The 23,497-nt window shown below is 46.5% G+C and carries 14 protein-coding genes; 6 read left to right on the top strand and 8 right to left on the bottom strand.

Annotation, left to right across the window (positions count from 1 at the left end):
• Nucleotides 1-14: 14 nt before the first annotated feature.
• Nucleotides 15-629: a glutathione S-transferase N-terminal domain-containing protein gene (locus tag QUB26_RS04640; protein WP_333316967.1), complete on the top strand. Its 615-nt coding sequence runs from the start codon at nucleotides 15-17 to the stop codon at nucleotides 627-629.
• 87 nt (nucleotides 630-716) lie between these two features.
• Here QUB26_RS04640 and QUB26_RS04635 read toward each other — a convergent pair whose 3' ends face one another.
• The 3 genes from QUB26_RS04635 to ahcY form a co-directional block, all read right to left on the bottom strand.
• Entirely contained in the window at nucleotides 717-2,141 is a 1,425-nt protein-coding gene (locus QUB26_RS04635; protein ID WP_333316965.1) for an NADP-dependent isocitrate dehydrogenase, read from the bottom strand.
• Between the two features lie 449 nt (nucleotides 2,142-2,590).
• Entirely contained in the window at nucleotides 2,591-3,205 is a 615-nt protein-coding gene (locus QUB26_RS04630; protein ID WP_333053186.1) for a DedA family protein, read from the bottom strand.
• A gap of 161 nt (nucleotides 3,206-3,366) precedes the next feature.
• Nucleotides 3,367-4,644 (bottom strand): adenosylhomocysteinase, encoded by a 1,278-nt coding sequence (gene ahcY, locus QUB26_RS04625; RefSeq protein ID WP_333047387.1) that lies wholly within the window; start codon nucleotides 4,642-4,644, stop codon nucleotides 3,367-3,369.
• A gap of 232 nt (nucleotides 4,645-4,876) precedes the next feature.
• On the opposite strand from ahcY, the gene QUB26_RS04620 reads away from it, so the two are divergent.
• Nucleotides 4,877-5,284, top strand: a complete 408-nt coding sequence (locus QUB26_RS04620; protein WP_333236356.1) for a mechanosensitive ion channel domain-containing protein — start codon at nucleotides 4,877-4,879, stop codon at nucleotides 5,282-5,284.
• A 341-nt stretch (nucleotides 5,285-5,625) separates the two neighbouring features.
• Here the strand turns inward: QUB26_RS04620 and QUB26_RS04615 are convergent, their stop codons facing one another.
• The 3 genes from QUB26_RS04615 to QUB26_RS04605 form a co-directional block, all read right to left on the bottom strand.
• Nucleotides 5,626-5,904 (bottom strand): hypothetical protein, encoded by a 279-nt coding sequence (locus tag QUB26_RS04615; protein WP_333236353.1) that lies wholly within the window; start codon nucleotides 5,902-5,904, stop codon nucleotides 5,626-5,628.
• A gap of 152 nt (nucleotides 5,905-6,056) precedes the next feature.
• Entirely contained in the window at nucleotides 6,057-6,749 is a 693-nt protein-coding gene (locus tag QUB26_RS04610) for a PEP-CTERM sorting domain-containing protein (RefSeq protein WP_333236350.1), read from the bottom strand.
• A 627-nt stretch (nucleotides 6,750-7,376) separates the two neighbouring features.
• Complete coding sequence (locus QUB26_RS04605; RefSeq protein ID WP_333236523.1) at nucleotides 7,377-7,976, bottom strand: sulfite oxidase-like oxidoreductase; 600 nt, start codon at nucleotides 7,974-7,976, stop codon at nucleotides 7,377-7,379.
• A gap of 310 nt (nucleotides 7,977-8,286) precedes the next feature.
• Here QUB26_RS04605 and QUB26_RS04600 point away from each other — a divergent pair, with 310 nt between their 5' ends.
• Nucleotides 8,287-8,520, top strand: coding sequence for a hypothetical protein (locus QUB26_RS04600; RefSeq protein ID WP_333053190.1), 234 nt, complete (start codon nucleotides 8,287-8,289; stop codon nucleotides 8,518-8,520).
• 340 nt (nucleotides 8,521-8,860) lie between these two features.
• Here QUB26_RS04600 and QUB26_RS04595 read toward each other — a convergent pair whose 3' ends face one another.
• Together QUB26_RS04595 and QUB26_RS04590 are read right to left on the bottom strand one after the other, a co-directional pair.
• Complete coding sequence (locus QUB26_RS04595; RefSeq protein WP_333053191.1) at nucleotides 8,861-9,556, bottom strand: TrkA family potassium uptake protein; 696 nt, start codon at nucleotides 9,554-9,556, stop codon at nucleotides 8,861-8,863.
• A gap of 139 nt (nucleotides 9,557-9,695) precedes the next feature.
• Nucleotides 9,696-11,030 (bottom strand): TrkH family potassium uptake protein, encoded by a 1,335-nt coding sequence (locus tag QUB26_RS04590; protein ID WP_333236348.1) that lies wholly within the window; start codon nucleotides 11,028-11,030, stop codon nucleotides 9,696-9,698.
• A 260-nt stretch (nucleotides 11,031-11,290) separates the two neighbouring features.
• Between QUB26_RS04590 and QUB26_RS04585 the strand changes: the two genes are divergently transcribed.
• The 3 genes from QUB26_RS04585 (at nucleotide 11,291) to QUB26_RS04575 (ending at nucleotide 23,462) form a co-directional block, all read left to right on the top strand.
• The gene (locus QUB26_RS04585; protein ID WP_333236346.1) at nucleotides 11,291-12,244 is read left to right on the top strand and encodes a methyltransferase domain-containing protein; all 954 of its coding nucleotides are present in this window, start codon (nucleotides 11,291-11,293) and stop codon (nucleotides 12,242-12,244) included.
• 36 nt (nucleotides 12,245-12,280) lie between these two features.
• Entirely contained in the window at nucleotides 12,281-13,339 is a 1,059-nt protein-coding gene (locus QUB26_RS04580; RefSeq protein WP_333236344.1) for a homogentisate phytyltransferase, read from the top strand.
• A gap of 64 nt (nucleotides 13,340-13,403) precedes the next feature.
• The gene (locus tag QUB26_RS04575) at nucleotides 13,404-23,462 is read left to right on the top strand and encodes a tetratricopeptide repeat protein (protein WP_333316963.1); all 10,059 of its coding nucleotides are present in this window, start codon (nucleotides 13,404-13,406) and stop codon (nucleotides 23,460-23,462) included.
• Nucleotides 23,463-23,497: the final 35 nt, after the last annotated feature.

Here is a 23,497-nt window from a genome sequence, read left to right as displayed (position 1 = left end):
AAGGCGGACAACTTATGATCGACCTATACACTTTTACCACACCGAACGGTCGCAAAGTCTCGATCATGCTCGAAGAAATAGGTTTACCCTACAACGTGCACGTCATCGACATCACAAAAAACGACCAATTTAGCCCAGAGTTCATCGCCATCAACCCCAACAGCAAAATTCCGGCGATAGTCGATCGAGATAACGGCATCACCGTCTTCGAGTCAGGCGCCATCCTGATCTATCTTGCCGAAAAAAGCGGCAGATTTCTGCCCACAGACAAACAAAAATACTTTCAAGTTATGGAATGGCTGATGTTTCAAATGGCCAGCGTCGGCCCGATGTTTGGTCAGCTAAACCACTTCAAACGCTTTGCACCCGAACAAATTCCCTATGCGATTGGGCGCTACGAAAAAGAAACCTTGCGCCTCTACGGAGTATTAGACACTCAACTAGCAAAATACGAATACATCTGCGGCGACTATTCTATTGCCGACATTGCTACCTATCCCTGGGTTGCTATTTACGAATTTCAAGGATTAACCCTCGACAACCACCCCCACCTCAAACGTTGGGTAGAAACCTTGCAGAAGCGTCCCGCCGTTGAGCGCGGAATGGCTGTTCCCGAACTGCAAAAATAGCAATTTTTTAACCGCAGACAGACAAAGATATTACCAATCTTATCGGCGTTTATCTGCGTTCATCTGCGGTTAAAAAATCTTTAAAACCTAATCAGCGAAATGCTTAATAATCGCCTCAGCAAACTCTGAACACTTCAACTCAGGCACCGGCGGCTCCATCAACCTCGCCAAATCATAAGTAACTTCACCGTTAGAAATTGCCGCTCCCAAACCCTTCTTAATCAAGTCTGCCGCTTCCTGCCATCCCATGTATTCTAACATCATCACCCCGGACAAAATCAGGGAACCGGGATTGACTTTATCCAAACCAGCGTGTTTCGGTGCAGTGCCGTGAGTCGCCTCAAAAACTGCACATTCATCACCAATATTCGCACCGGGGCCCATACCTAATCCGCCGACAATGGCGGCGGCCGCATCGGACAAATAATCCCCGTTCAGATTCATTGTCGCCAAAATCGAATACTCGGCCGGTCGGGTTTGAATTTGTTGGAAAATACTGTCAGCAATTCGGTCGTTGACCATGATTTTTTCTTTCCACTGGCCACTGCCGTGACTGTCCCAAATTGCAAACAGAACGTCGGCTACTTCTTGACGAATTTTGGCTTGTTTTTCTGGGGTCAAAGCATCGTATCCGGGGTCTATTTGGCGGGCATTATCTTCTAAGCTAATGTCAGGATTTTTTTCTTTGTTGCCCAGAATCCAAGACTCTCTTTCAGTTACGCACTGTTGGCGAAATTCGGTGGTTGCTAATTCGTAACCCCAATCTCGGAAAGCTCCTTCAGTATATTTCATGATGTTGCCTTTGTGCACCAAAGTCACTTGCTGCTTATCTTTCGGCAACCGCAAAGCGTGGGTAATGGCACGCCGTACTAAACGCTGAGAACCTGTTTTGCTAATGGGTTTAATTCCGATGCCAGAATCGAGGCGAATTTGTTTTTTGCCATGTTCGGGTGTTGCTGGAATTAACTCATTATTGAGGAAGTCAATCAATTTTTTGCCGATTTCGCTGCCTTTGGCCCATTCAATTCCGAGGTAAATATCTTCTGTATTTTCCCGGTAAATAATTACGTCTAGGAGTTCAGGAGTTTTGTGTAGCGATGGTGTTCCAGCATAATATTTGCAAGGCCGCACGCAGGCGTAAAGGTCAAAGATTTGCCGCAAAGCTACGTTTAGCGATCGAATTCCGCCACCTACGGGCGTTGTCAGCGGCCCTTTGATGGCGACTCCGTATTCTTTGATGGCGTCTAAGGAATCTTGGGGCAGATATTGGTAAGTACCGTAGACATCGCAAGCTTCGTCGCCTACATAGATTTTAAACCAGTTGATTTTTCGATCGCCACCGTAAGCCTTTTCTACCGCAGCATCCATGACTTTCTGGGATGCAGGCCACAAGTCAACGCCCGTACCGTCGCCGCGAATGAAGGGAATAATTGGGTCATTGGGGACGATCGGCAAACCGTCTTTGAAAGTAATTTTAGAACCTGTTGTCGGGGCTACAATCTTTTCGTACATATTTTAACAGCGCGGATAGGAATGTTCCCTATTTTGCCACGATTATCTGCCTAAACCTCCACCAATCCTAAATATTTGTATAAATTTAAGTTGGATTTTTGGGCGATCTGCTGCCCGTCACTGTGACTTTTGGGCGATCGCCCATTTAAAAGTTAATTTAAAAAAGTAGCCAACATAGCAGAATTTTCTATCAAATTTCCCTCTCTATCTTTCAGCGCTACGGTTGAGAGGATGCTGGAAACAAGTCAGTGGATTTTAGATTTTACATTTTAGATTTTTAGATTTACTCCCCAGATTAATCGGGGAGGTTGAACCTTAGTCTAAAATTTTGGGTTGATAACGCACGACTTCTGTCGGAAAGTTGTATGCGTTTTGGCGTGGGGTCAAAATGGTGATTGTAGCCGCCGATGAACGCAAATAAAGGCAGATTATTTTCACAAATTTTGCATTTATTTGCGATATTTTTCCTTCTGCATATTCTTCTTCACAACCCACAAAATACACCAAATGACAATAATCACCACAACTATTTTGGAAACCGGGGCCAGATATTCCTCTACAAGTGTATAATTTTGCCCTAATTTATATCCGGTAAAAGTCAGGAAACTTACCCATAAAAGAGTACCTCCTGTTGAGTAGATTAAAAAAGGAATTAAAGGCATATTATTGATGCCAGCGGGCAGGGAAATTAGGGTGCGAACTCCGGGTACTAGGCGACACAAAAACACAGCTTTGTTGCCGTGTCTGTTAAACCATCTATTTGCTTTGTCAATATCGGCGCCCGATACTGTGATCCACTTGCCGTATTTGTCGGCTAAATTCCTCAAGCGTTCTTCGCTCAATAATTTACCGGCATAGTACCAGGGAAGCGCCCCCAGAACTGTACCGATTACTCCTGCTGCGATCGCCGGTGAAAACTCCATTCTGTTCTGGAATACCGTGAACCCTGCCAGCGGCATAATCAATTCTGAGGGTATGGGGGGGAAAAGATTTTCTAAAAACATCAACAGTCCTATTCCGAAATAGCCCATAGACTGCATTGTGTTAGTTATCCATTCAACCATTTTGATTCCCTAATTTGGTAAGAAGAAGTCATTAGTCATTGCTCGTTCCTAGGCTCTGCCTGGGAACATATATCGAGAGGCTCTGCCTCGACTCCCCATGAGGGAGGCAGAGCCTTGCTGCATTCATTCCCAGGCTGATCCTGGGAACGAGAATACTATGATTAAGTACCCGAAGTCCAAGAGTTTGTGTACTCAATTTGTTCGGCAGTCAAGGTATCAATGTGAATACCCATTGCTTCCAATTTGAGACGGGCAATTTCTTTGTCAACTTCCACGGGAATTGAGTGAATACCAGGCTCTAGTTTGCCTTTGTTCGTAACTAGATATTCGCAGGCTAAAGCTTGGTTAGCAAAGCTCATATCCATCACGGCGCTGGGGTGTCCTTCGGCTGCTGCCAAGTTGATCAAACGACCTTCGCCCAACACAATAATCGACTTGCCATTATTGAGGTGATATTCTTGAGTGAAAGACCGGACTGTTTTCACGTCGGTGCTTTTTGCGCCGAGGGATTTGAGGTCAATTTCAATGTCGAAGTGACCGGAATTGCAAACAATTGCGCCGTCTTTCATTGTCTCGAAATGTTCGGCACGAATGACGTGTTTGTTGCCGGTAACGGTAATGAATATATCTCCGACTGTTGCTGCTTCGTCCATCGGCATGACGCGGAAACCGTCCATCACTGCTTCGATCGCCCGAATCGGATCGATTTCGGTGACAATTACGTTAGCACCCATACCACGGGCGCGCAGTGCTGTGCCTTTGCCGCACCAACCGTAACCTGCAACCACAATATTTTTACCGGCTAACAAAATATTGGTAGCGCGGATAATGCCGTCTAGGGTAGATTGACCGGTACCGTAGCGGTTGTCGAAGAAGTGCTTGGTGTCGGCGTCGTTGACGTTCATTGCGGGGAAAGTCAGCACGCCGTCTTTCAACATGGCCCGCAGGCGCACGATGCCTGTGGTAGTTTCTTCGGTAGTTCCGATTAAGTCGGAAATTTGGTTCGGGCGGTGCTGGATCAGGGCCGCTACCACGTCGCTGCCGTCGTCGATGATAATATTGGGGCGATGGTCTAGGGCTGTGTAGACGTGACGTTCGTAGGTAGCCGCGTCTTCTCCTTTGAGGGCGAAGACGGAAATGCCGTAGTCTTCAACTAAGCAAGCCGCTACGTCATCTTGAGTGCTCAAGGGGTTGCTGGCGATCAGTACGGCGTCGCCACCGCCGAGTTTGATGGCGATTGCCAAATGAGCGGTTTCTGTGGTTACGTGGCAGCAAGCAGCCAAGCGAATGCCAGCAAAAGGCTTTTCTTTAGCGAAGCGTTCTTGAATTTGCCGCAAAACGGGCATTTCCCGGCCGGCCCACTCGATACGTTGCTTTCCCAAGGGGGCGAGGGACAAGTCTTTGACTTCGTGTTTAATCTTGACGGATGTAGCAACCATGTATGTTATTTCTCAGAAATCATCAAACTTTGTTAGTTTTAACAGATTAACCCATCGGCGGGCAAGTGCTGTGATTTTACTCGATCGGGGTCGGCGCTGCTAATCTTAAATTTTGATTAGGTTTTAATGATTAGCGAACGAGTAGATGGAGTCACCCGCACCGTGAGAGTCAAACATTCTTGTCGGGCGATCGAGCTCAATCTTTTGTGTTAGCGTGGCCTTCTTTAATTTTTTGACAATCAAGCATCCAGGATACAAGCCCCCGAATTTATCCTTGGGGTCAAGGCTTCAATCGAAAATCGAAAATCGAAAATCGATTGACACTCTCACTTGGGCGGCTGTCAGTTTGAGCGCCTGCGTGGCGTTCCCAGCTTGGCAGCCTGCAGATATCATCAGTTGGTTAGGACTTGGTTCCGTAGGGATTAGTTTCCCGTTCCCAGACATCTTCAAATACTTTTTAGCGGAAATATTGTTGCTGTGGCACGAACCGTTTCAATTGGGCGATCGGATAATTGTGGAAGGCTTTGAAGGTACGGTTGAAAAGATTTTGCTGCGTTCAACTCAAGTTATTAGCGATCGGGGAGAGCGAGTTATCGTGCCGAAGGCGATCGTATTTGCCAATTCAGTGCGGGTAAGCTAATCCGCATTTAAATTGCATAGTCAAATAAATCTTTACTGGTGTGGGGAGTAGGGGTTGGGCAGGAGATCGCGCCCTCAATATACAATTTAAATGCACAACAGCTTACTAATAGGCCTGCCCCGCAGGCGAACTAACTTGCCTTTAAATGTAGCCTATGATGTTGATACTTCAGGCTTTAGCGATGGTTCTTTGGATCTTATTGTCCGCTATTGGACGCTGCGCGAACCAGCATAGGTGCGACGGACAAACACCAGGGCTGTAGTGGCGATTAAAGTAGCGTGCATCCGGGCGGACATTAACATTCCTCAATCGGTACTGGTGACTTTGTACGATCGAACAGTTTACCCTGAGTGAGTTTTTAATTTTGATTTGGGAGAGGGAGATAGTGGGAGAGTGGGAGAGTGGGAGAGTTGGAAAAATCCTCTTGCTTCACGCTTGACTTCTTCCCTCAACACCCATCCGTTAAATCCGTTAAATCCCGTATTCTGGGCGTTTCCGAACTTCCCTCCGATCTCAAATCCGCCCTTGGAAAGTCGGGCGTAAAATCGAGCCAACATCCAACACTCAACCATCATTAAGTTTGGCGAGCCGCCCGTCAACAGCCAACAGTCAACAGTCAACTATTCCCGAGGAGTCCAACCACAATTGATATGACTTCTCCCTTCTGACATTTCAAATCAAGCAAAAGGCGAGCCGATTTCTCATTAGCGCGCCTCCTAATTGAATTTTATTTTGTAACACGTAAAAGAGGAGATTGTTCCGGTTGACAAAATCATGAAGTCGTCTTGCTAGCGCGACGGCGGCGGGCTGCAACCAAACCACCCAAACCGAGAGCCAAACCAGTCATTGTCATTGGTTCGGGAACTGCTTCTGCGCTGACTGTGAAATCTTGGAAGTCTGCGTCATTGCCGTTACCGCCATCGTCGAAGGAGATTAGTGTGCCTCCATTGAACAGAGAACCTATTCCGTTTGTGAATTTTCCGGCAGCTCCGAATCTGTTCGTTTCTTCTGTGTTGAGTGCGTCCCACAGTTGCGATTGCGCGCCAAACACTGCTTGCTGGTTGCCCGTATTCAAGGCTGAGGTCGAGTAGACAGTGCCACCCCAGCCGCTGTTGAGTCCCAAAGTATAAATTTGATTGGCCAGGAATGTGAATACTGTCGAGCCAGAACCCAAGACTGTATTGCCCAGAGTTCCTTTCCATTCGTTACTCGAGCCGTTGTCTGAGGATTTAGTTTCCGAAAACAGGGTGCTAACTAGAGTGCCCGCCGAGTTGTTCACACTGTAGATGCCCAAAGAGGAAGTATATCCACCGTGAGATTCTTTGAAGTTAAACTTGACGCTGGTATCTTGGCTGAATGTGATGCCGTTGGTGCCAAAGGAGAAGGCTTGAGCTGGAGCTCCGGCGCCAAACAGAGCTGTGGCGGCGGCGGTAGCTGTTAGGGCGGATAAGAGTTTGGTATTCATAAACCTGTTCCTTTTGTGCGATCGTCTTAATAATTTCATTATGCGATACTTTGTTTGTTTTTGGCGCACTTTAGGTAAAGTTTGACATATTCTTTATCAAGCCTTTACATATCCTTCATAAATTCTCTCTATCACATCTGCGGGCGGGGGATCGAGCCCTAATAATACCCACTAAATAATTATAAATATTGTGGTCTGAAACCTTGCAGTCGCGGGCAGGGGAGCGCGGATGAACTTAAGTGATTTGGATCGGGCTTATGGCTACTTTTTTTTATAGTCTCAAGTCTAAATCCTCAATAGCAAACACTTAAGTATAAATACGGTAATATTCGTGGGTACTGACAGTTCCAGAAGTTTTCTATTAACCCTAAACTGGGAATATTTGTTTTTTGGGGCTTATGTATGGGAGTTAAAGTAGTTTATCTATCAGGTAAATTACGTACAAAATGCGATCGTGTGGTCTACGTATTTTGGTTGAATTAAATAGAACCCCTGGTGTGAGATATCCCCAAGATGGGATCGAGAAGATGCAATTTCCGCAGATTGAAGCGGTAAAAGACCGGATTGCCCCTCAACAAAGATTGTATAGAGAAGCTGTGGCCCCGTCTTTGCTCCCGATCGCCCGCATCAAAACAGACCGCTGTAGCGTTCCTCTGCCCAAGGTTCGCCCCGCCGATGGTAGCCGTTGCGTTCCCAAAAACCGAGTTCTTCGGTTTCTGTAAACTCCAGGCCGTTAATCCATTTGGCGCTTTTCCAAGCGTACAGGTGGGGAACTACGAGCCGCATTGGGCCGCCGTGGTCTGCGGATAGAGGTTCGCCGAAGACGGTGTGGGCGAAAAAGTTTTCTTCTCTCAGGAAGTCGGCGATCGCAATGTTAGTCGTGTAGCCGCCGTAGCAGTGTTCCAGGACGTGCATAGCTTTCGGATCGACTTCTATATAGTTCATAAAATCTGTGACTTTGACTCCCGTCCACTGCACGTCGAGTTTTGACCACCGGGTGACGCAGTGAAAATCCGCAGTAAAGTTACTTTGGGGCATGGCCTGGAAGTCTGACCAACTGAAGGTTTTTGGTTGTGCCAATCCCCAGACTTTAAATTCCCAACTCTCAATGCTGACGGAGGGTGTATCGCCGTAGGTCAGCACAGGAAAGCCGTTGGCGAGGTATTGACCCGGGGGGACGCGATCGATGTTTTCTGATTCTGGCTTGCGAAAAAATTTGCCCAGCATGGATTCACGCTCTACAGTAACTGACTGCAATCCTGAGTATAACTTGCATAGAGGGGCGCATCGCAATTCTTCTCAAGGTAGAAAGCTTTCTGGACTTCTATAGAAAGAAAAATCCCTAAATCCTGCCTGATGCCAACCTACTTCTGCCTTCTGAGAGAGACCAAGCTAAAAATTATAAAATTTATCACCCCAGCGGATGAATTTCCTAACCTTAAATTTTATCGTAATTAATGGCGCATTTCCGAATCTTTGATGTATTGTTACAATATGCTCAGATGCCATATGTAAAAAAATTGATGGGGTAAAAATCATGATCGCAAGTTGCTTAATTCCGTTGACGATCTGCTTGATTGCTTGGTGGGTGACAGCCGGGACTGACAACAGAACGCTAGACGGAATTCCGGCTCCCATAGCTGCAATTATTGGAATTTGTTCGTTAATTTGGTTGGTGGCGGCGTGTCCTTGGCCTGTTGAACTTGCTCTAGTATTGGCGGTACTGGTTTTGGGCAAAGCTTATTTGCAAAAAATCTTGAAAGTCGGCTGAATTTTTAGGGCTAGCGCTCCTAGGGTTTGCGGGAGCGCGACGATCGAGTGCTGCTACCTTGTTAAAATTTTTTGCAATGTGTCTGGCTAAGTTATCAAAGGGGGTCGCAAAGGCGGAAAAAACCCTAGAATTGGTGAAATTCAATTTACATATTTTAGTTAAAAATTAGAACATAAAGATGGACAGGAAAACCCGGTTTATCTAAAATAAACCGGGTTTGTGAGGGTCTGAAATTGTCACACATCCAGCAATAATTGCTTAGGAGTGAGACACTCGGAACACAAGACACTGGGTTTCTGAGTCGAGGACTGTTGCTGTATGTGCGTAAAATGTCGAGCTGTTAAATTGGCAAGCGATTAATATCTTTGTTAGAACCAATTACTACCATCACCTCGCCTTTTCTCAAGCGTTCGCTTGGCTGCGGATTGATCTCGAACTTGTCGCCACGACCGACTGCTAGCAAATTCAAACCATACCTGCGCCGGAGTTCCAATTCGGAGATGGTTTTGCCATCAAACTTTTCAGGAACTAGCAACTCAACGATGCTGTGAGCTGGGTCGAGGTCAAAGCGTTCTAAAATGCTGGGTTTTGTAAGAAGGCGGGCCAAAGAGCAGCCCATTTCTCGTTCGGGAAAAACTACATGATCTGCGCCGACTTTTTTCAACAGTTTTAAGTGAGTTTCCGAAGAAGCTTTGGCTATTACGTGAGCTACCCCGCCTTCCTTAAGATTTAAGGTTGTGGTAATGCTTTCTCCTAGATAATTGCCGATCGCAACAATTACTGTTTCAAATTCAAATATACCGGCTTCCGCAAGAGCGCTAGGCTCAGTAGAATCTAACTGCAAAACGTGAGCAGCAATGCGATCGTTCAAAGCTTGAGTTACTTTTTTTTCATCGGTGTCAATTCCCAGGACTTCGTAACCCAAACCGTGTAGAGTAGAACACACAGCTTTGCCGAAGCGTCCCAAACCAATAACTGCAAACTGCTTGTTGTCGGCGCGCAAAGTGCGAAAAAAATTTAAAGATGACAGGTTCACTGAATATCCAGCGCTGAGCGTCTTGCTGTTTAAATGTTAGCAGAGACAGCGCCGCCTCCTTTTGATTTTTGGGTAAGTAGTAAAAGTTGATTTGGGTTGTCACCCATTGTTTAGATTATCAGCAACGAGGCAGGATTTTTTATCCGACTAACAAACTTTCCTCAGCATACTTAAAAGGTCTGGGTTTGGGGTCGCCGAGTGCAGCACTCATCAGCATCAGCACGCCAACACGACCTATGTACATTGTAGCAATCAAAACCAGCTTACCGATCGCTGAAATCTTGGCTGTAATCCCTGTGGAAAGGCCGACCGTAGCAAAAGCTGAAACTGCTTCAAATAGCACTTCGATAAATTTTAGTTCGGGATTGGTCAGCTCAATTAAGATTGCAGATGTGAACGCGACCAACATGGAACCGAAGACTACACTAATAGTTTTTAGAATCATTGCTGGCGGGATTTGACGCTGATAGCACTCCACATCTTCCTGACCTTCGAGAACTGCTGTGGTACAGCAAAACAATATTCTAAAAGTTGTGGTTTTGATTCCGCCGCCGGTGCTGCCAGGACTGGCGCCGATAAACATCAGCGCGACAGTCAGAAATAGCGAGGCTTCGCTCATTTTGCCAATGTCAATTGTATTGAATCCCGCCGTGCGGGAAGTAACAGATTGAAACCAAGCTGCCATCACCTTTTGAGGAAAATTTAGAGAGCCGAAAGTTTCTGGGTTGTCGTATTCCAGCACAAAAAAGGCTAGCGTTCCTAAAATCAAAAGGACAGCAGTTGTAGTGGTAACGACTTTGAAATTTAGGGAATAAACTGTGCAGATAGGGCTTTTGTTGAAGCGATCGCGCAGCCACAGGTACAATTCCATAATGACTTGATAGCCGATTCCCCCAAATATGATTAAACTGCAGACTGTGAAGTTAACCATAGGCGAATTGATGTAGCCGATCAAATTATCTGAATAGATGCTAAAACCGGCGTTGTTAAAGGCATTAATGCTGTGAAATACCGCCAACCACAGACCGTCTTTAAATCCGTACTGGGGGACGAAAACCGTCATCAGCAAAAACACTCCTGTTAATTGAAACAAAACGGTTGTTGCTAGAATTGACTGCACGAGTTGCACTACGCCGGCTAGCCCGGATTTGTCGAGAGATTGTTGCAGGGCAATTTTTTCTTTCAAGCCAAAGCGGCGGCCCAATAACAGCAGCAAGATAGTCGTGGCTGTCATGTAGCCCAATGCTCCTATTTCCACCAGTAAAAGTAGGCACAGTTGCCCCCAAAAAGAGTAATATTTTCCGATATCCACCACCGACAATCCCGTGACGCAGACAGCGGAAGTAGAGGTAAACAGTGCTGTTATTGGATCGCTCCAAGTTCCATCAATTGTGGAAAAGGGCATCATTAGTAATAGAGCACCTACGGTGATGACGGCGAGAAAGCCCAAGCAAATGGTTCGCGAGACAGTCATTCGATTTTAGATTTTAGATTTTAGATTTTAGATTTGAGAGGGAACCCACAAATCGATTTTAGATTTTAGATTTGAGAGGGAACCCACAAATCGATTTTAGATTTGAGGTTTTAGAGGGAACCCACAAATAGAGCGTCGGGCTTGAAATCAGGACATCTCTATCTGGCGAAGGCCGGAGACCGATCGAACTCAATCGCCAATTTCTATGACAACAGCGGGAAAATAACGGTAGAATTCCTTTAATAACTTGCGATCCGGCGATGACATCAACACTTTACCAGCAAATTCAGCAACTTTACGACGCTTCTAGCGGTTTGTGGGAGCAGGTGTGGGGCGAACATATGCACCACGGTTACTACGGCCCGGATGGCAATTTGAAAAAAGAGCGCCGACAGGCTCAGATAGATTTGATAGAAGAACTGCTGGCTTGGGCTGGAGTCCCGTCAGAGAAGGCACTGGGTGAATCTTACCGCATTCTCGATGTCGGTTGCGGGATCGGCGGCAGCACACTGTATTTGACGGAAAAGTTTAGTTCGATCGCTCAAAATAATTTAAAGTTGGATGGCGAGGTCGATCGAGATTTTAGCCGATCGCCCGAACTCAACAAAACGGGCGCTAGCGTTACAGCTACCGGGATTACTCTGAGTCCGGTACAGGCCAACAGAGCGACCGAACGCGCTAAAATTGCTGGGCTTGAAAGCAATGTGAATTTTTTGGTGGCAGATGCTTTGAATATGCCTTTTCCTGATGAGTCATTCGACTTGGTTTGGTCGCTCGAAAGTGGCGAACATATGCCAGACAAAATTAAGTTTTTGCAGGAATGCTGCCGCGTACTCAAGCCGGGAGGAACTTTGATTTTGGCAACTTGGTGTCACCGCCCGGTGGGAGAAACGGCGGGTGAATTAACTGATAAAGAGAGAAAGGAATTGGCAGAAATTTACCGGGTTTATGCTTTGCCTTATGTGATTTCTTTGCCGGAATATGAGGAAATTGTCCGCAGTTTGCCTTTGACAAGTATTCGCACGGCTGATTGGTCAAAAGCTGTTGCTCCTTTTTGGGATGTGGTGATCGATTCTGCTTTGACTCCGAGCGCGATTTGGGGTTTGCTAACTAGCGGTTGGACGACTATTCAAGCAGCACTGGCTCTCGGATTGATGAGCCGTGGATATCAGAGCGGGTTGATTCGTTTTGGAATGATTTGTGCTGTAAAATAACAGGCACATATCAGAGAAATTTTGAGTCTTGAGTTGATGAGTAAGGTGCGTATTACGCACCCTACAGAATATTATTTGTTTGGCGTGGGTGTGAGATTTATGGGCAATGATTCGATTGGCAAGTCTTGGAGTGATAAAAATGGCTCGGCTCCGCAAAGCTGGGTGAGGGCATTTTGGGAGTTTTCTCGGCCGCACACAATTGTGGGTACTAGCTTGAGTGTATTGGCTTTGTACGCGATCGCCCAAAGCACGAGGCTGTTTGTGAATCCTGTACTTTTGCCCCTAGCTTTTGCCTGGTTAGCTTGCATTTGCGGCAATATTTATATTGTGGGATTGAACCAGTTAGAAGATGTTGAAATTGATAAAATTAATAAGCCGTATTTGCCGATCGCCTCTGGAGCGTTTTCTCGGAAAACCGGGGAATTAATTGTAATTGCAACGGGAATTATAGCAATTTTGACTGCTGTTTTACAAGGCCCGTTTTTGCTGGCTACTGTTGGTGTTAGTTTGGCGATCGGGACTGCTTATTCTCTGCCCCCAATTCGGCTGAAACGGTTTCCTTTTTGGGCGGCGCTGTGCATTTTTACGGTGCGGGGCGCGATCGTAAATTTAGGGTTATTTTTGCACTTTAATTGGGTGTTGGGTTTGGGGATGGCGAAAAGCGCTTTTTCTGGCTGGAGTTTGGAGAGTTTGTCTTTTGAGATTCCTGCGGAAGTTTGGGTGCTGACGGTTTTTGTTGTGGTGTTTACATTTGCGATCGCCATTTTTAAAGATATCCCCGACATGGAAGGGGACAAGCAATATAATATTACTACGTTTACGATTGAGCTGGGCAAGCCTGCCGTCTTTAATTTATCTCGCTGGGTGTTGACGGTTTGTTATTTGGGCGCGACTTTGGCGGGAGCGATCGTATTGTCTAATGTTAATTTAGTGTTTCTAGCAGTTTCTCATTTGGCGGCTTTGGGTTTGATGTGGTTTTGGAGCACGAAAGTTGATTTGGACGATAAAATAGAAATTGCTGCATTTTATCAGTTTATCTGGAAGTTGTTTTTCTTAGAATATCTGATTTTTCCCGCAGCTTGTTTGTTGGGGTAGAAGTTCGGCAACGGATTCTGTAACGGATGTAACGGATGTAACGGATGTAACGGATGTCACTCCGATGGAAGGGGGAAGAAGCAAGAAGGAAGTCGGAAGTTCGGCAACGGATTATGTAACGGATGTAAAGGATAGAAGGAAGAAGGAAGAAGGAAGAAGGAAGAAGGAAGGGGGAAGGGGGAAGAAGGAAGGAAGAGTTAACAAATTAGAACTATTTGGCAATTACCAGTTAGCGAACTCCCAAACAACAAAGACAACTATGGCTTCTCAAAAAAAATTGCGGAAATCTGCCTGTACACTGGGTGCCGAAGACTCTTTGAAATTAGCTTGGGAACATCACCAAGCGGGCCGTTTGTTAGAAGCTGAGAATTTGTATCGGCAAATAATAGAAGTGCAGCCGGAATCAGCAAACGTGCTGTGTTTGTTGGGAATAGCGGCGAGACAGCAGGGAAAAATTGCAGAGGCGATCGACTTTTACGAACGGGCGATCGCCCAAAACCCCGATTTTGTAGAAGCACATTTAAATAAAGCTAATGTTTTGCTGGATGTAGGGGAATATCAAAGGGCGATCGCCAGTTACGAACAAGTCATCAAAATCCAGCCAAATTCCGCACTCGCTTACAATAATTTGGGCTGGTCAAAACAGCAATTAGGCGAAATAGATGCGGCTATTTTATATTACCAAACAGCTCTGCGAATTGACCCCACTTTGCACGAAACAGCGCACAATTTAGGACATATATTTAAACAGAAGAATTACTTAAATGAGGCAATTGCCTGTTACCAGCACGCTTTAAAAATCAATCCAAATTTGACATATTCCCTGATGGGTTTGGGAACAGTTTGGCAGCAGCAAGGTAAATTAGCAGAAGCTCTCAACTGCTACCAGCAAGCGGTAAAACTAGACCCCAACAATCCCGAAGCTCACAACAATGTAGGAGCATTTTTTCACGAACAAGGCAATGCAAAAGCAGCAATATCCCACTACCGACAAGCCCTAAATTTAAAGCCAGATTTCGTGGAGGCTATTAATAATCTCGGACACGCTTTGGTCGATTTAGGAGAATTTCAAGAAGCTTTTTCTTGTCACAGTCGAGCCTTGGAATTGCAGCCAGAAAACGCGATCGCCCACCTGGAATTCGCCTTAACTTTGCTATTGTTCGGAGATTTTCAGCGCGGTTTTGCTGAATATGAGTGGCGGTGGCGCACTCCGCAACTACAACCGAGGCAATTTAAACAGCCGGTTTGGGATGGTTCGGATTTGCAGGGAAAAACTATTTTACTGCACGTCGAGCAAGGCTTTGGCGATTCGATTCAGTTTATTCGCTACGCGCCGATTCTTCGGAGCCGAGGGGCTAAAGTTATGGTGGCTTGCTATCCAGAACTGATGCGGTTGTTTGCGACAGTTGCCGGCATTGAATATTTATCAGTTAGTTTTGAGGGTTTGCCAGAATTTGACGTTCACGTGCCGCTGATGAGTTTGCCGCGAATTGTGGGGACAACTCTGGAAACAATACCAGCAAATGTTCCTTATTTATATCCGCCTGCTGAGTGCAAATTTGCGCTTTCTTCTGATGCCAAGTTGAAGGTAGGGATTGTTTGGGCGGGAAGTCCGAAGCGCCGGAAAGACAATCAGCGTTCTTGCAGCTTGAGCGATTTTATTCGATTTTTGGATGTTCCGGGAATTGCTTTTTATAGTTTACAAAAAAACTTGTCCGAGAGCGATCGCACTTTGTTACACCAACACTTAGTGCCGGATTTAACTCCGCATTTGAACGACTTTGCTGATACCGCTTCGGCTATATCTCAACTGGATTTAGTCATTAGTGTCGATACGGCTGTGGCGCACTTAGCTGGTGCTTTAGGAAAACCGGTTTGGGTGCTGCTTTCTTTTGCTCCTGACTGGCGTTGGCTGCTGGATCGTGAAGACAATCCTTGGTATCCAACTGCGAGGCTTTTTCGCCAAAGTCAGCCGGAAAGTTGGCAAGAATTGTTTGAGGAAGTACAGGCGGCTTTGAGTTTATTTGCGATCGCCAATACTGCTAGTAATTCCGAGGATTCTGCCAAAGATTCGCTTGACTTCGTTTCACTCGCAATGACTGCTAATGATAAGCCTGACCTCGATTCGGTGGCTCTCAAAATGACAGATGCAAGCGTAGTTCAAGAGAGTCAACAAATATTTCTAATTGCGAGTGAAGGGTTAGCAGAAGCCTCCGCAGTTAAGCAATCGCAGGGAATTGAGACATCGGTTGCGATCGGAACGGCTGGCGATAACCCGGTTGTTTTAGAGGATTTATTGCGGCAAGCAGAACATTTAATGGAAACAGGAGATCGGGAAGAGGCGATCGCCCTTTACGAACAGATTATATCGCTTGCGCCAAATTGCGTTCAAGCGCGGATTAATTTTGGTTTTCTCAAGCAAGAAAAGGGCGAATTAGAAGCCGCTATCCCGCACTACCGAGAAGCTTTAGCCATCGCTCCAAATATTCCTCAAACAGCTTACAACTTGGCAAAGATTTTTGAGGAACAAGGTCAAGTGTCCGAGGCGATCGCACATTACGAGCAAGCTCTTGTAGCTCAACCGGATTTCGTACCTGCACTGATTAATTTAGCCGTGGCGCTGCAAGAAAAAGGCGAACTTTTCAGGGCGATCGAGCTGTACCGGCGAGCGCTGGAAATTAATCCGCATAGCTGGGAAGCTTACAACAATCTGGCAACTGTTTTGCAAGAACAGGGCAATTTAGAAGATGCGCTGGAGTATTATCACAAAGCTCTAGAATTGCTGCCGGATTTTGTGGAAGCTATCAACAATTTAGGCAGGACATTTCTGGAAAAAGGTGCGGTAGAAGATGCGATATCCTGCTACAGACGAGCGATTCATTTAAATCCAAATCATGCTAGCGCTCACCTGAATTTATCCTTGGCTTTGCTGTTGGTGGGAGATTTGGAAAATGGTCTCGCTGAATACGAGTGGCGCTGGCAAATTAAAGAATTTCACACTGGTCATTCCTGTTTTTTGACGGGGCCGGATAATAGTGTTTCGGCAAGAGAATACCGGCCTCTATGGGACGGTTCTGATTTGCTGGGAAAGACTATTTTGCTGCACGCCGAACAAGGTTTAGGTGATTCGCTTCAGTTTATTCGCTACGCTGCGATCGTCAAAAATAAAGGCGGTAGGGTTATTGTGGGCTGTTACCCGCAATTGCACCGTTTATTTGCAACGGTTGAGGGCATTGATTTGCTAATAGTTAAAGGGGAGCCACTGCCGGAATTTGACGTGCAAGCGCCGATGTTGAGTTTGCCCTATATTCTTGGTACCAATCTGGAAACAATCCCGGCAAATACTGCTTATTTATCTCCGCCAGCGGGTGCTGAATTTGGACTTTTGCCCGATCGCACTTTGAAAGTTGGGATTGTCTGGGCGGGAAATCCAAAACACCGCAAAAACAAGCAGCGTTCGTGCAGTTTGAGTCAGTTTCTGCCGCTTTTGGACGTTTCGGGGGTAAGTTTTTACAGCTTGCAGAAAGAGGTTTCTGAGGCCGATCGCGCGCTGTTGAATCAAACGTCGATCGTAGATTTGAGCCCGCATTTTGGCGATTTGGCCGATACTGCTGCTGCGATCGCCAAACTGGATTTAGTCATTAGCGTCGATACCGCTGTCGCCCATTTGGCGGGGGCTTTGGGCAAACCAGTGTGGATTTTGCTGGCGTTTTCGCCGGATTGGCGGTGGCTGTTGCAGCGCGAAGATAGTCCTTGGTATCCGACGGCGCGGCTGTTTCGCCAGCATCAGCGGGGCGACTGGGAGGACGTTTTCGATCGGGTGGCGGAAGCTCTAGGCGCGGTTGCTGCTGCATTTGTCCCGTCGGATGGGGCGGATGCAGAGTTTCGGTTGGGCGTGGATTTCCAGCAGCAAGCCGATTTTGGCGCTGCGATCGCTTGTTATGAGCGAGCGATCGCGATCGATCCTAATTACGCAGCCGCGCACAGCAATTTAGGCGTTGTTAAACAGCATACCGGCAGGGTAACAGAGGCGATCGCGCACTACCGACAAGCCCTCTTCATCGACGGTAATTTGGCGGAAACTGCGAGCAATTTGGGCAGCGCCCTCGCGGAAGCGGGGGAGACTGAAGATGCGATCGCACAATACGAGCGGGCGCTTTCTTTGAACCCGAATTGCGCGGAAGCGCTGATTAATTTGGGCCTGTTGCGGGAAGAGCAAGGGGATGTGGCGGAGGCTATAAGCTGCTACGAGCAAGCGATTCAAGTCAATCCTAATTGCGCGGCGGCTTATTTGAATTTGGGAATTGCTTTGGAGGCACAAGGGGAGGATGCGATCGCGAATTACGAACGGGCGATCGCAAATTACGAACGGGCGCTCGCGCTCGCTCCCAATGATGTGGAGGCTTTGCAGCATTTAGCATACGCCTCGATCCGACAGGGCAAAATTTCCGATGCGATCGCATACTACGATCGAGCTCTGGCGCTGCAACCGGATTGGGCAGAAACTGATCTCGCTTATCTGAGTTCACTGTCTAGCCCCGATAAGTTGGATGAGGATTTAGCTGTTTGCCAGCAAGCGATTCAGGCATCGCCAGCCAGTGCACAGGCTCACGGCAATCTGGGAATTGTCCTGCACAAACAGGGCAAAATTGAAGATGCGATCGCCTGCTATCAGCAAGCTTTGAGGCTGAAACCCGACTTTCCACAAGCTTTGAACAATCTCGGCAAAGCTTTTGAGGAAGCGGGAAATATGGCAGAGGCGATCGATTGTTACCGTCGGGCGATCGTACTCAAACCCGGTTATATCAATCCCCTCACCAGTTTGGGAAGTGCTTTGCACGATCGCGGACAATTTGCGGATGCTCTCACCTACTACAGCCAAGCAGTTAAATTTAATGTCGCTAGCCCCGAATCTCACCTAAATTTAGGTTTAGCTTTGCTGCTGGCAGGAGATTTTCAGCGCGGTTTTTGCGAGTACGAATGGCGACTCCTAGTTAAAGAAAAACAGTTCCGGCGCCACAACTTTATTCAGCCGGTTTGGGATGGTAAAGATTTGGAGGGAAAAACTATTTTGCTTTGCCCGGAACAGGGTTTAGGCGATGCAATTCAGTTTATCCGCTATGCAGATTTAGTCAAACAAAAAGGCGGTAGGGTAATTGTTTGGTGTTTGCCGCACTTGCAGCGCTTGTTTGCAGAAGTTTCGGGAATCGATGCGTTAATAGTTAATCCAGAGGATGCGCCGGATTTTCAAGTGCGCGCGCAGCTCATGAGTTTGCCTCATCTTCTGGGAACAACTTTAGAAACTATACCCGCCAAAGTTCCTTATTTAGCTCCGCCGCCCGGTTGGGAATTTACTCTCAATCCAACTACTAATTTGAAAGTGGGAATTGTATGGTCAGGAAATCCTAAAAATTCCCAAAATAAGGTGCGATCGTTACCGCTAAATTTCTTGACCAAACTGTTAGATATTCCCGGAGTAGATTTTTACAGCTTGCAAAAGGAAATAACAGCAGACGATCGCGCTTTGTTAGAGCAAATAGCCGTAACAGATTTAAGCTCTTATTTGCACGACTTGGCGGATACTGCGGCGGCAATCTCGGCTCTGGATTTAGTGATTTCTGTAGATACTTGTGTGGCGCACTTGGCTGGTGCTTTGGGCAAACCCGTGTGGATTTTGCTGTGTTTTGTGCCGGATTGGCGGTGGATGTTGCAACGCGAAGATAGTCCTTGGTATCCCACGGCGCGGCTGTTTCGCCAGTCTACAGCGGGAGATTGGGAAGGAGTTTTAGAACAAGCTGCTTTGGCGCTGAGAGAAAGAATTGTCCAGCATAAACCAGCTATACCGCCCAGAGAAAGTCTAACCAATATTGAATTATATCAAAGACAGTTTAATCAGGGAAATATTCTCAAGGCGCAAGGAAGATTTGCCGAGGCGATCGCTTATTTTAAAAATGCTTTATTTTTGCAGCCCAATTCGATAGAGACCGCCACTAATTTGGCAGTGACGCTGCACCAAATAGGCAATTTAGCCGAAGCTGCCGCCTATTATCAGCGCGCGAGCGAGATTGATCCCAACTGCGCTCAATCCCACAATAACTTGGGTATTTTGCTGCAAGAGCAAGGCAATATAATGGCTGCTATATCTTGCTTTCAAAAGGCGATCGCCCTGAATCCGGTTTACGTCAAAGCTCTCAACAATCTCGGCGCGATACTCCAGCAGCAGGGCGAGTTGCCAAGTGCGATCGCGTGTTTTCATCAAGCACTTTCTGTCAATTCCAATTACGTGCCCGCGCTGGTAAATTTGGGTGCGGCGATGCAAACACAATCTCAGCTAGACGAGGCTCAACGGCTTTACGAGCGGGCAATTGAAGCAGAACCTAACAATCCTGCAGGACACTATCACCTGGGAACGTTACGCTTGGGGGCGGGAAAAATAGAACAGGCAATTTATAGCTTGGAACGAGCCATATCTTTGAACCATAATTATCTAGAAGCTCTTACTAATTTAGGCAGTGCTGTTGAACAATTAGGAGACGTAAATCGAGCAATTTGGTGTTACAGTAAAGCTCTCGAACTTGATGCAAATTGTGTTAAAAGTCACTTCAATTTAAGCTTAGTTTTGCTGTTAACTGGGGACTTGCCGCGCGGTTTAGCAGAATACGAGTGGCGCTGGCAAACAGAACAAGCGAAAAAATTGCCACGGTTGAATTTTGACCAACCAGTTTGGGACGGTTCAGATTTGAACGGACAAACTATTTTGCTCCGATCCGAACAAGGTTTGGGCGATGCGATTCAATTTGTGCGATACGCAGCCATTGTGCAGCGAAAAGGCGGCAGAGTAATCCTTTCTTGCTATCAAGAACTGAAGCGTTTATTTAAGCAGATTCCTGGCATCGAACAAGTGGCGGTTCGGATGGATGAATTGCCCGATTTCCAAGTGCAAGCACCGCTGATGAGTTTGCCTCATATTCTGGGAACAAATTTAGAAAATATACCGGCAAATGTTCCTTATTTAGCTGCGCCGCCGAATTGGCAATTTTCTCTAAATTCCGATCGCAATTTCAAAGTTGGGATTGCGTGGGCGGGAAGTGCGGAACATTTGAAAGATTTTCAGCGATCGAGCGATTTAAGCTATTTCCTGCAATTGTTAGATATTGCAGGTGTAAGTTTTTACAGTCTTCAGAAAGACTTATCGCCTGAAAATCGTAGTTTGTTAACTCAAATTCCCGTGATAGATTTGAGCGACAATTTGAACGATTTTGCCGATACTGCGGCGGTGATATCGCAACTAGATTTAGTAATTTGCGTGGATACTGCGATCGCGCACTTAGCTGGTGCTTTGGGTAAACCCGTATGGATTTTGCTGTGTTTTATGCCGGATTGGCGGTGGATGTTGGAACGCGAAGATAGCCCTTGGTATCCGACAGCGCGGCTGTTTCGGCAGCAAACACCGGGCGATTGGGAGGAAGTATTCGATCGCGTAAAAACAGCCTTGCTAGAGAGCATAAAAACAGCCTTGCTAGAGAGGGCGGGCACGGGGGCACCGCCCCTACAATCTACTCGTTTCCAGGCTGTGCCTGGTAACGGAGATACCGAAGCTTCGCCTCGATTTGCCTTATCGCCGCCACAGGTACAATTTTACATAGCAAATGCCTTAGAAAAACAAGGTAAAAAAGCAGAGGCAGCCGCTCGTTATGAACAAGTAATTGCTGCCTCACCCAGCCACGCAGAAGCCCACAGTTGTTTAGGTTATCTCAAACAGGAAAACGGGCAAATAATCGAGGCAATTTCGCATTACAAACAAGCGCTAGAAACCAATCCCAATCTGAGCGAAACAAACTTATATTTGGGTTCCGCCCTCGAAGAACAAGGAAAAGTCGCAGAGGCGATCGACTTCTACAATAAAGCAATTCAACTACGTCCCAACTCGCCAAATTGGCGCTTGAGACTAGCCTTAGCTTTGCTCTTAACTGGAAATTTTGAGCGTGGTTTTGCGGAGTACGAATCGCGCTGGCAAACTCAACAATTGGATCAGCGCTCTTTTGAGAAACCACTTTGGGACGGCTCTGATTTGCAGGGAAAAACAATTTTATTGCACCCGGAACAAGGTTTTGGCGATACGATACAGTTTATCCGCTATGCACATTTAGTTAAGCAAAAAGGCGGCAAAGTTATCGTGGCTTGTCATGTCTTGCTGAAGCGTTTATTTGAAGGAGTTGCAGGAGTCGATCGAGTAGGAGTCAAGCCGAGCGATTTGATTGATTTTCAAGTGCAAGCCCCGCTGCTAAGTTTGCCCCGAATTCTGGGAACGACTTTGGAAAATATACCGGCGAATATTCCTTATTTAGCTCCGCCACAGGATTTTAAATTTTCCCTAGAGCCGAACAATAAACTAAAAGTAGGTATTGTGTGGGCGGGCGGCCCGCTGCACCGCAACAATCATCAGCGATCGTGTAAATTGAGCGATTTTCTGAAATTTGTAGATGTTCCGGGAGTGAGTTTTTACAGTCTTCAGAAAGATTTGTCAGCGGGCGATATTACTTTATTAAATCAACACCAAATTGAAGATTTGAGCGAACATTGCGTCGATTTTGCCGACACAGCAGCAATTATTTCGCAACTCGATTTAGTAATTTGTGTAGATACTTCTGTCGCGCATTTGGCTGGTGCTTTGGGCAAACCAGTCTGGATTTTGCTGTCTTTTGTGCCCGATTGGCGCTGGATGCTGGAACGCGAAGATAGCCCTTGGTATCCCACTGTGCGTCTGTTTAGGCAACAAAAAGCCGGTGATTGGGATGGAGTGTGCGATCGTATAAAAGCAGCCTTGCTAGAGAGGGCGGGCACGGGGGCACCGCCCCTACAATCTACTCGTTACCAAGCTCTGCCTGGTAACGCATATTCAGAGGCTCCGCCTCGGCTTCAACCCCCAGAAACTCCCCCACAAATTACCGGAATGGGCGTCAGTTGGCCGATCAGCATCACCAGCGGCTGGGGAATTTACGCCCTGAATTTAACACTACAACTGCGGCAAAATCCTGCCTGGGAAGTTGCACTTTTAACACCGCCATCAATCACCTCAGAATCGATGAATCCGCTGCATAAATCGCTGTTGTTACCTGTCATTGAAAAGCACAAAAGTTTTCAGGAATTAGTAGCAACCAATTCCGACAAACAAATCAGTTGTAATTTTCCCGTACTTTACGCTTTAGGGAATAATTTAGCATCCTCTGGAGTTGACAATCAAATTACCAGCGATTGTCAAATAGGAGTCATATTTTTTGAAGACACGCGAATCACAGCAGAAGCACTAGAAACAGCCAAAAAATATAGCGTGATTGTCGCCGGTTCCAACTGGAATGCCGATGTTTTGAGAAGCCACGGCTTGACTAATGTGGCGATGGTACATCAAGGAATTGACCCAACAATTTTCCATCCTGCACCCAAATCTAATCTATTTGGCGATCGCTTCGTCATCTTCTCCGGCGGCAAACTGGAATATCGCAAAGGTCAAGATATTGTAATTGCCGCTTTCAAACGATTTCGCGCCAAACATCCAGAGGCTTTGTTACTAACAACATGGCACAACTTCTGGCCTCAGTATATGCTAGGAATCGAACAAACTGGAAACGTTGCCGGACTTCCCAATATCAACCGCGACGGAAGTTTAGGAATTTCCCAATGGTTAGTGGCTAATGGTTTGCCGGTTGACTCTTTTATCGACATCGGCTTAATTCCCAATCACCTCACCGGACAAATTTTGCGAGAAGCCGACTGCGCTGTTTTTACCAATCGCTGTGAAGGTGGCACTAATTTAGTCGCGATGGAAAGTATGGCCTGCGGAATTCCGACTATTTTATCAGCAAATACTGGTCATTTAGACTTGATTTACAGCAACATTTGCTATCCTTTATGGAGTCAAGGACGAGTTAAACTAACTGCTCCTTTTTCCGGTGTAGAAGGTTGGGGAGAGTCTGAGGTTGCAGAAGTTGTCGAGGCTTTGGAACAAGTTTATACTAATCGGGAACAAGCTAAAAGTCGCGGTTTAGCTGCGGCAAATTTTATGCTGGATTGGACTTGGGAAAAACAGGTTAAGCGTTTTTTGGATGTGATTGCCGATATGTAGATAACACTAAAGTCCTGACTACAAACTTTCGGCAA

The organism is Microcoleus sp. B4-C1 (genome assembly GCF_036705285.1).
Lineage (GTDB): Bacteria > Cyanobacteriota > Cyanobacteriia > Cyanobacteriales > Microcoleaceae > Microcoleus.
The sequence above is the reverse complement of the archived record's forward strand: the minus strand, read 5'-3'. Positions and strand labels throughout refer to the sequence as shown.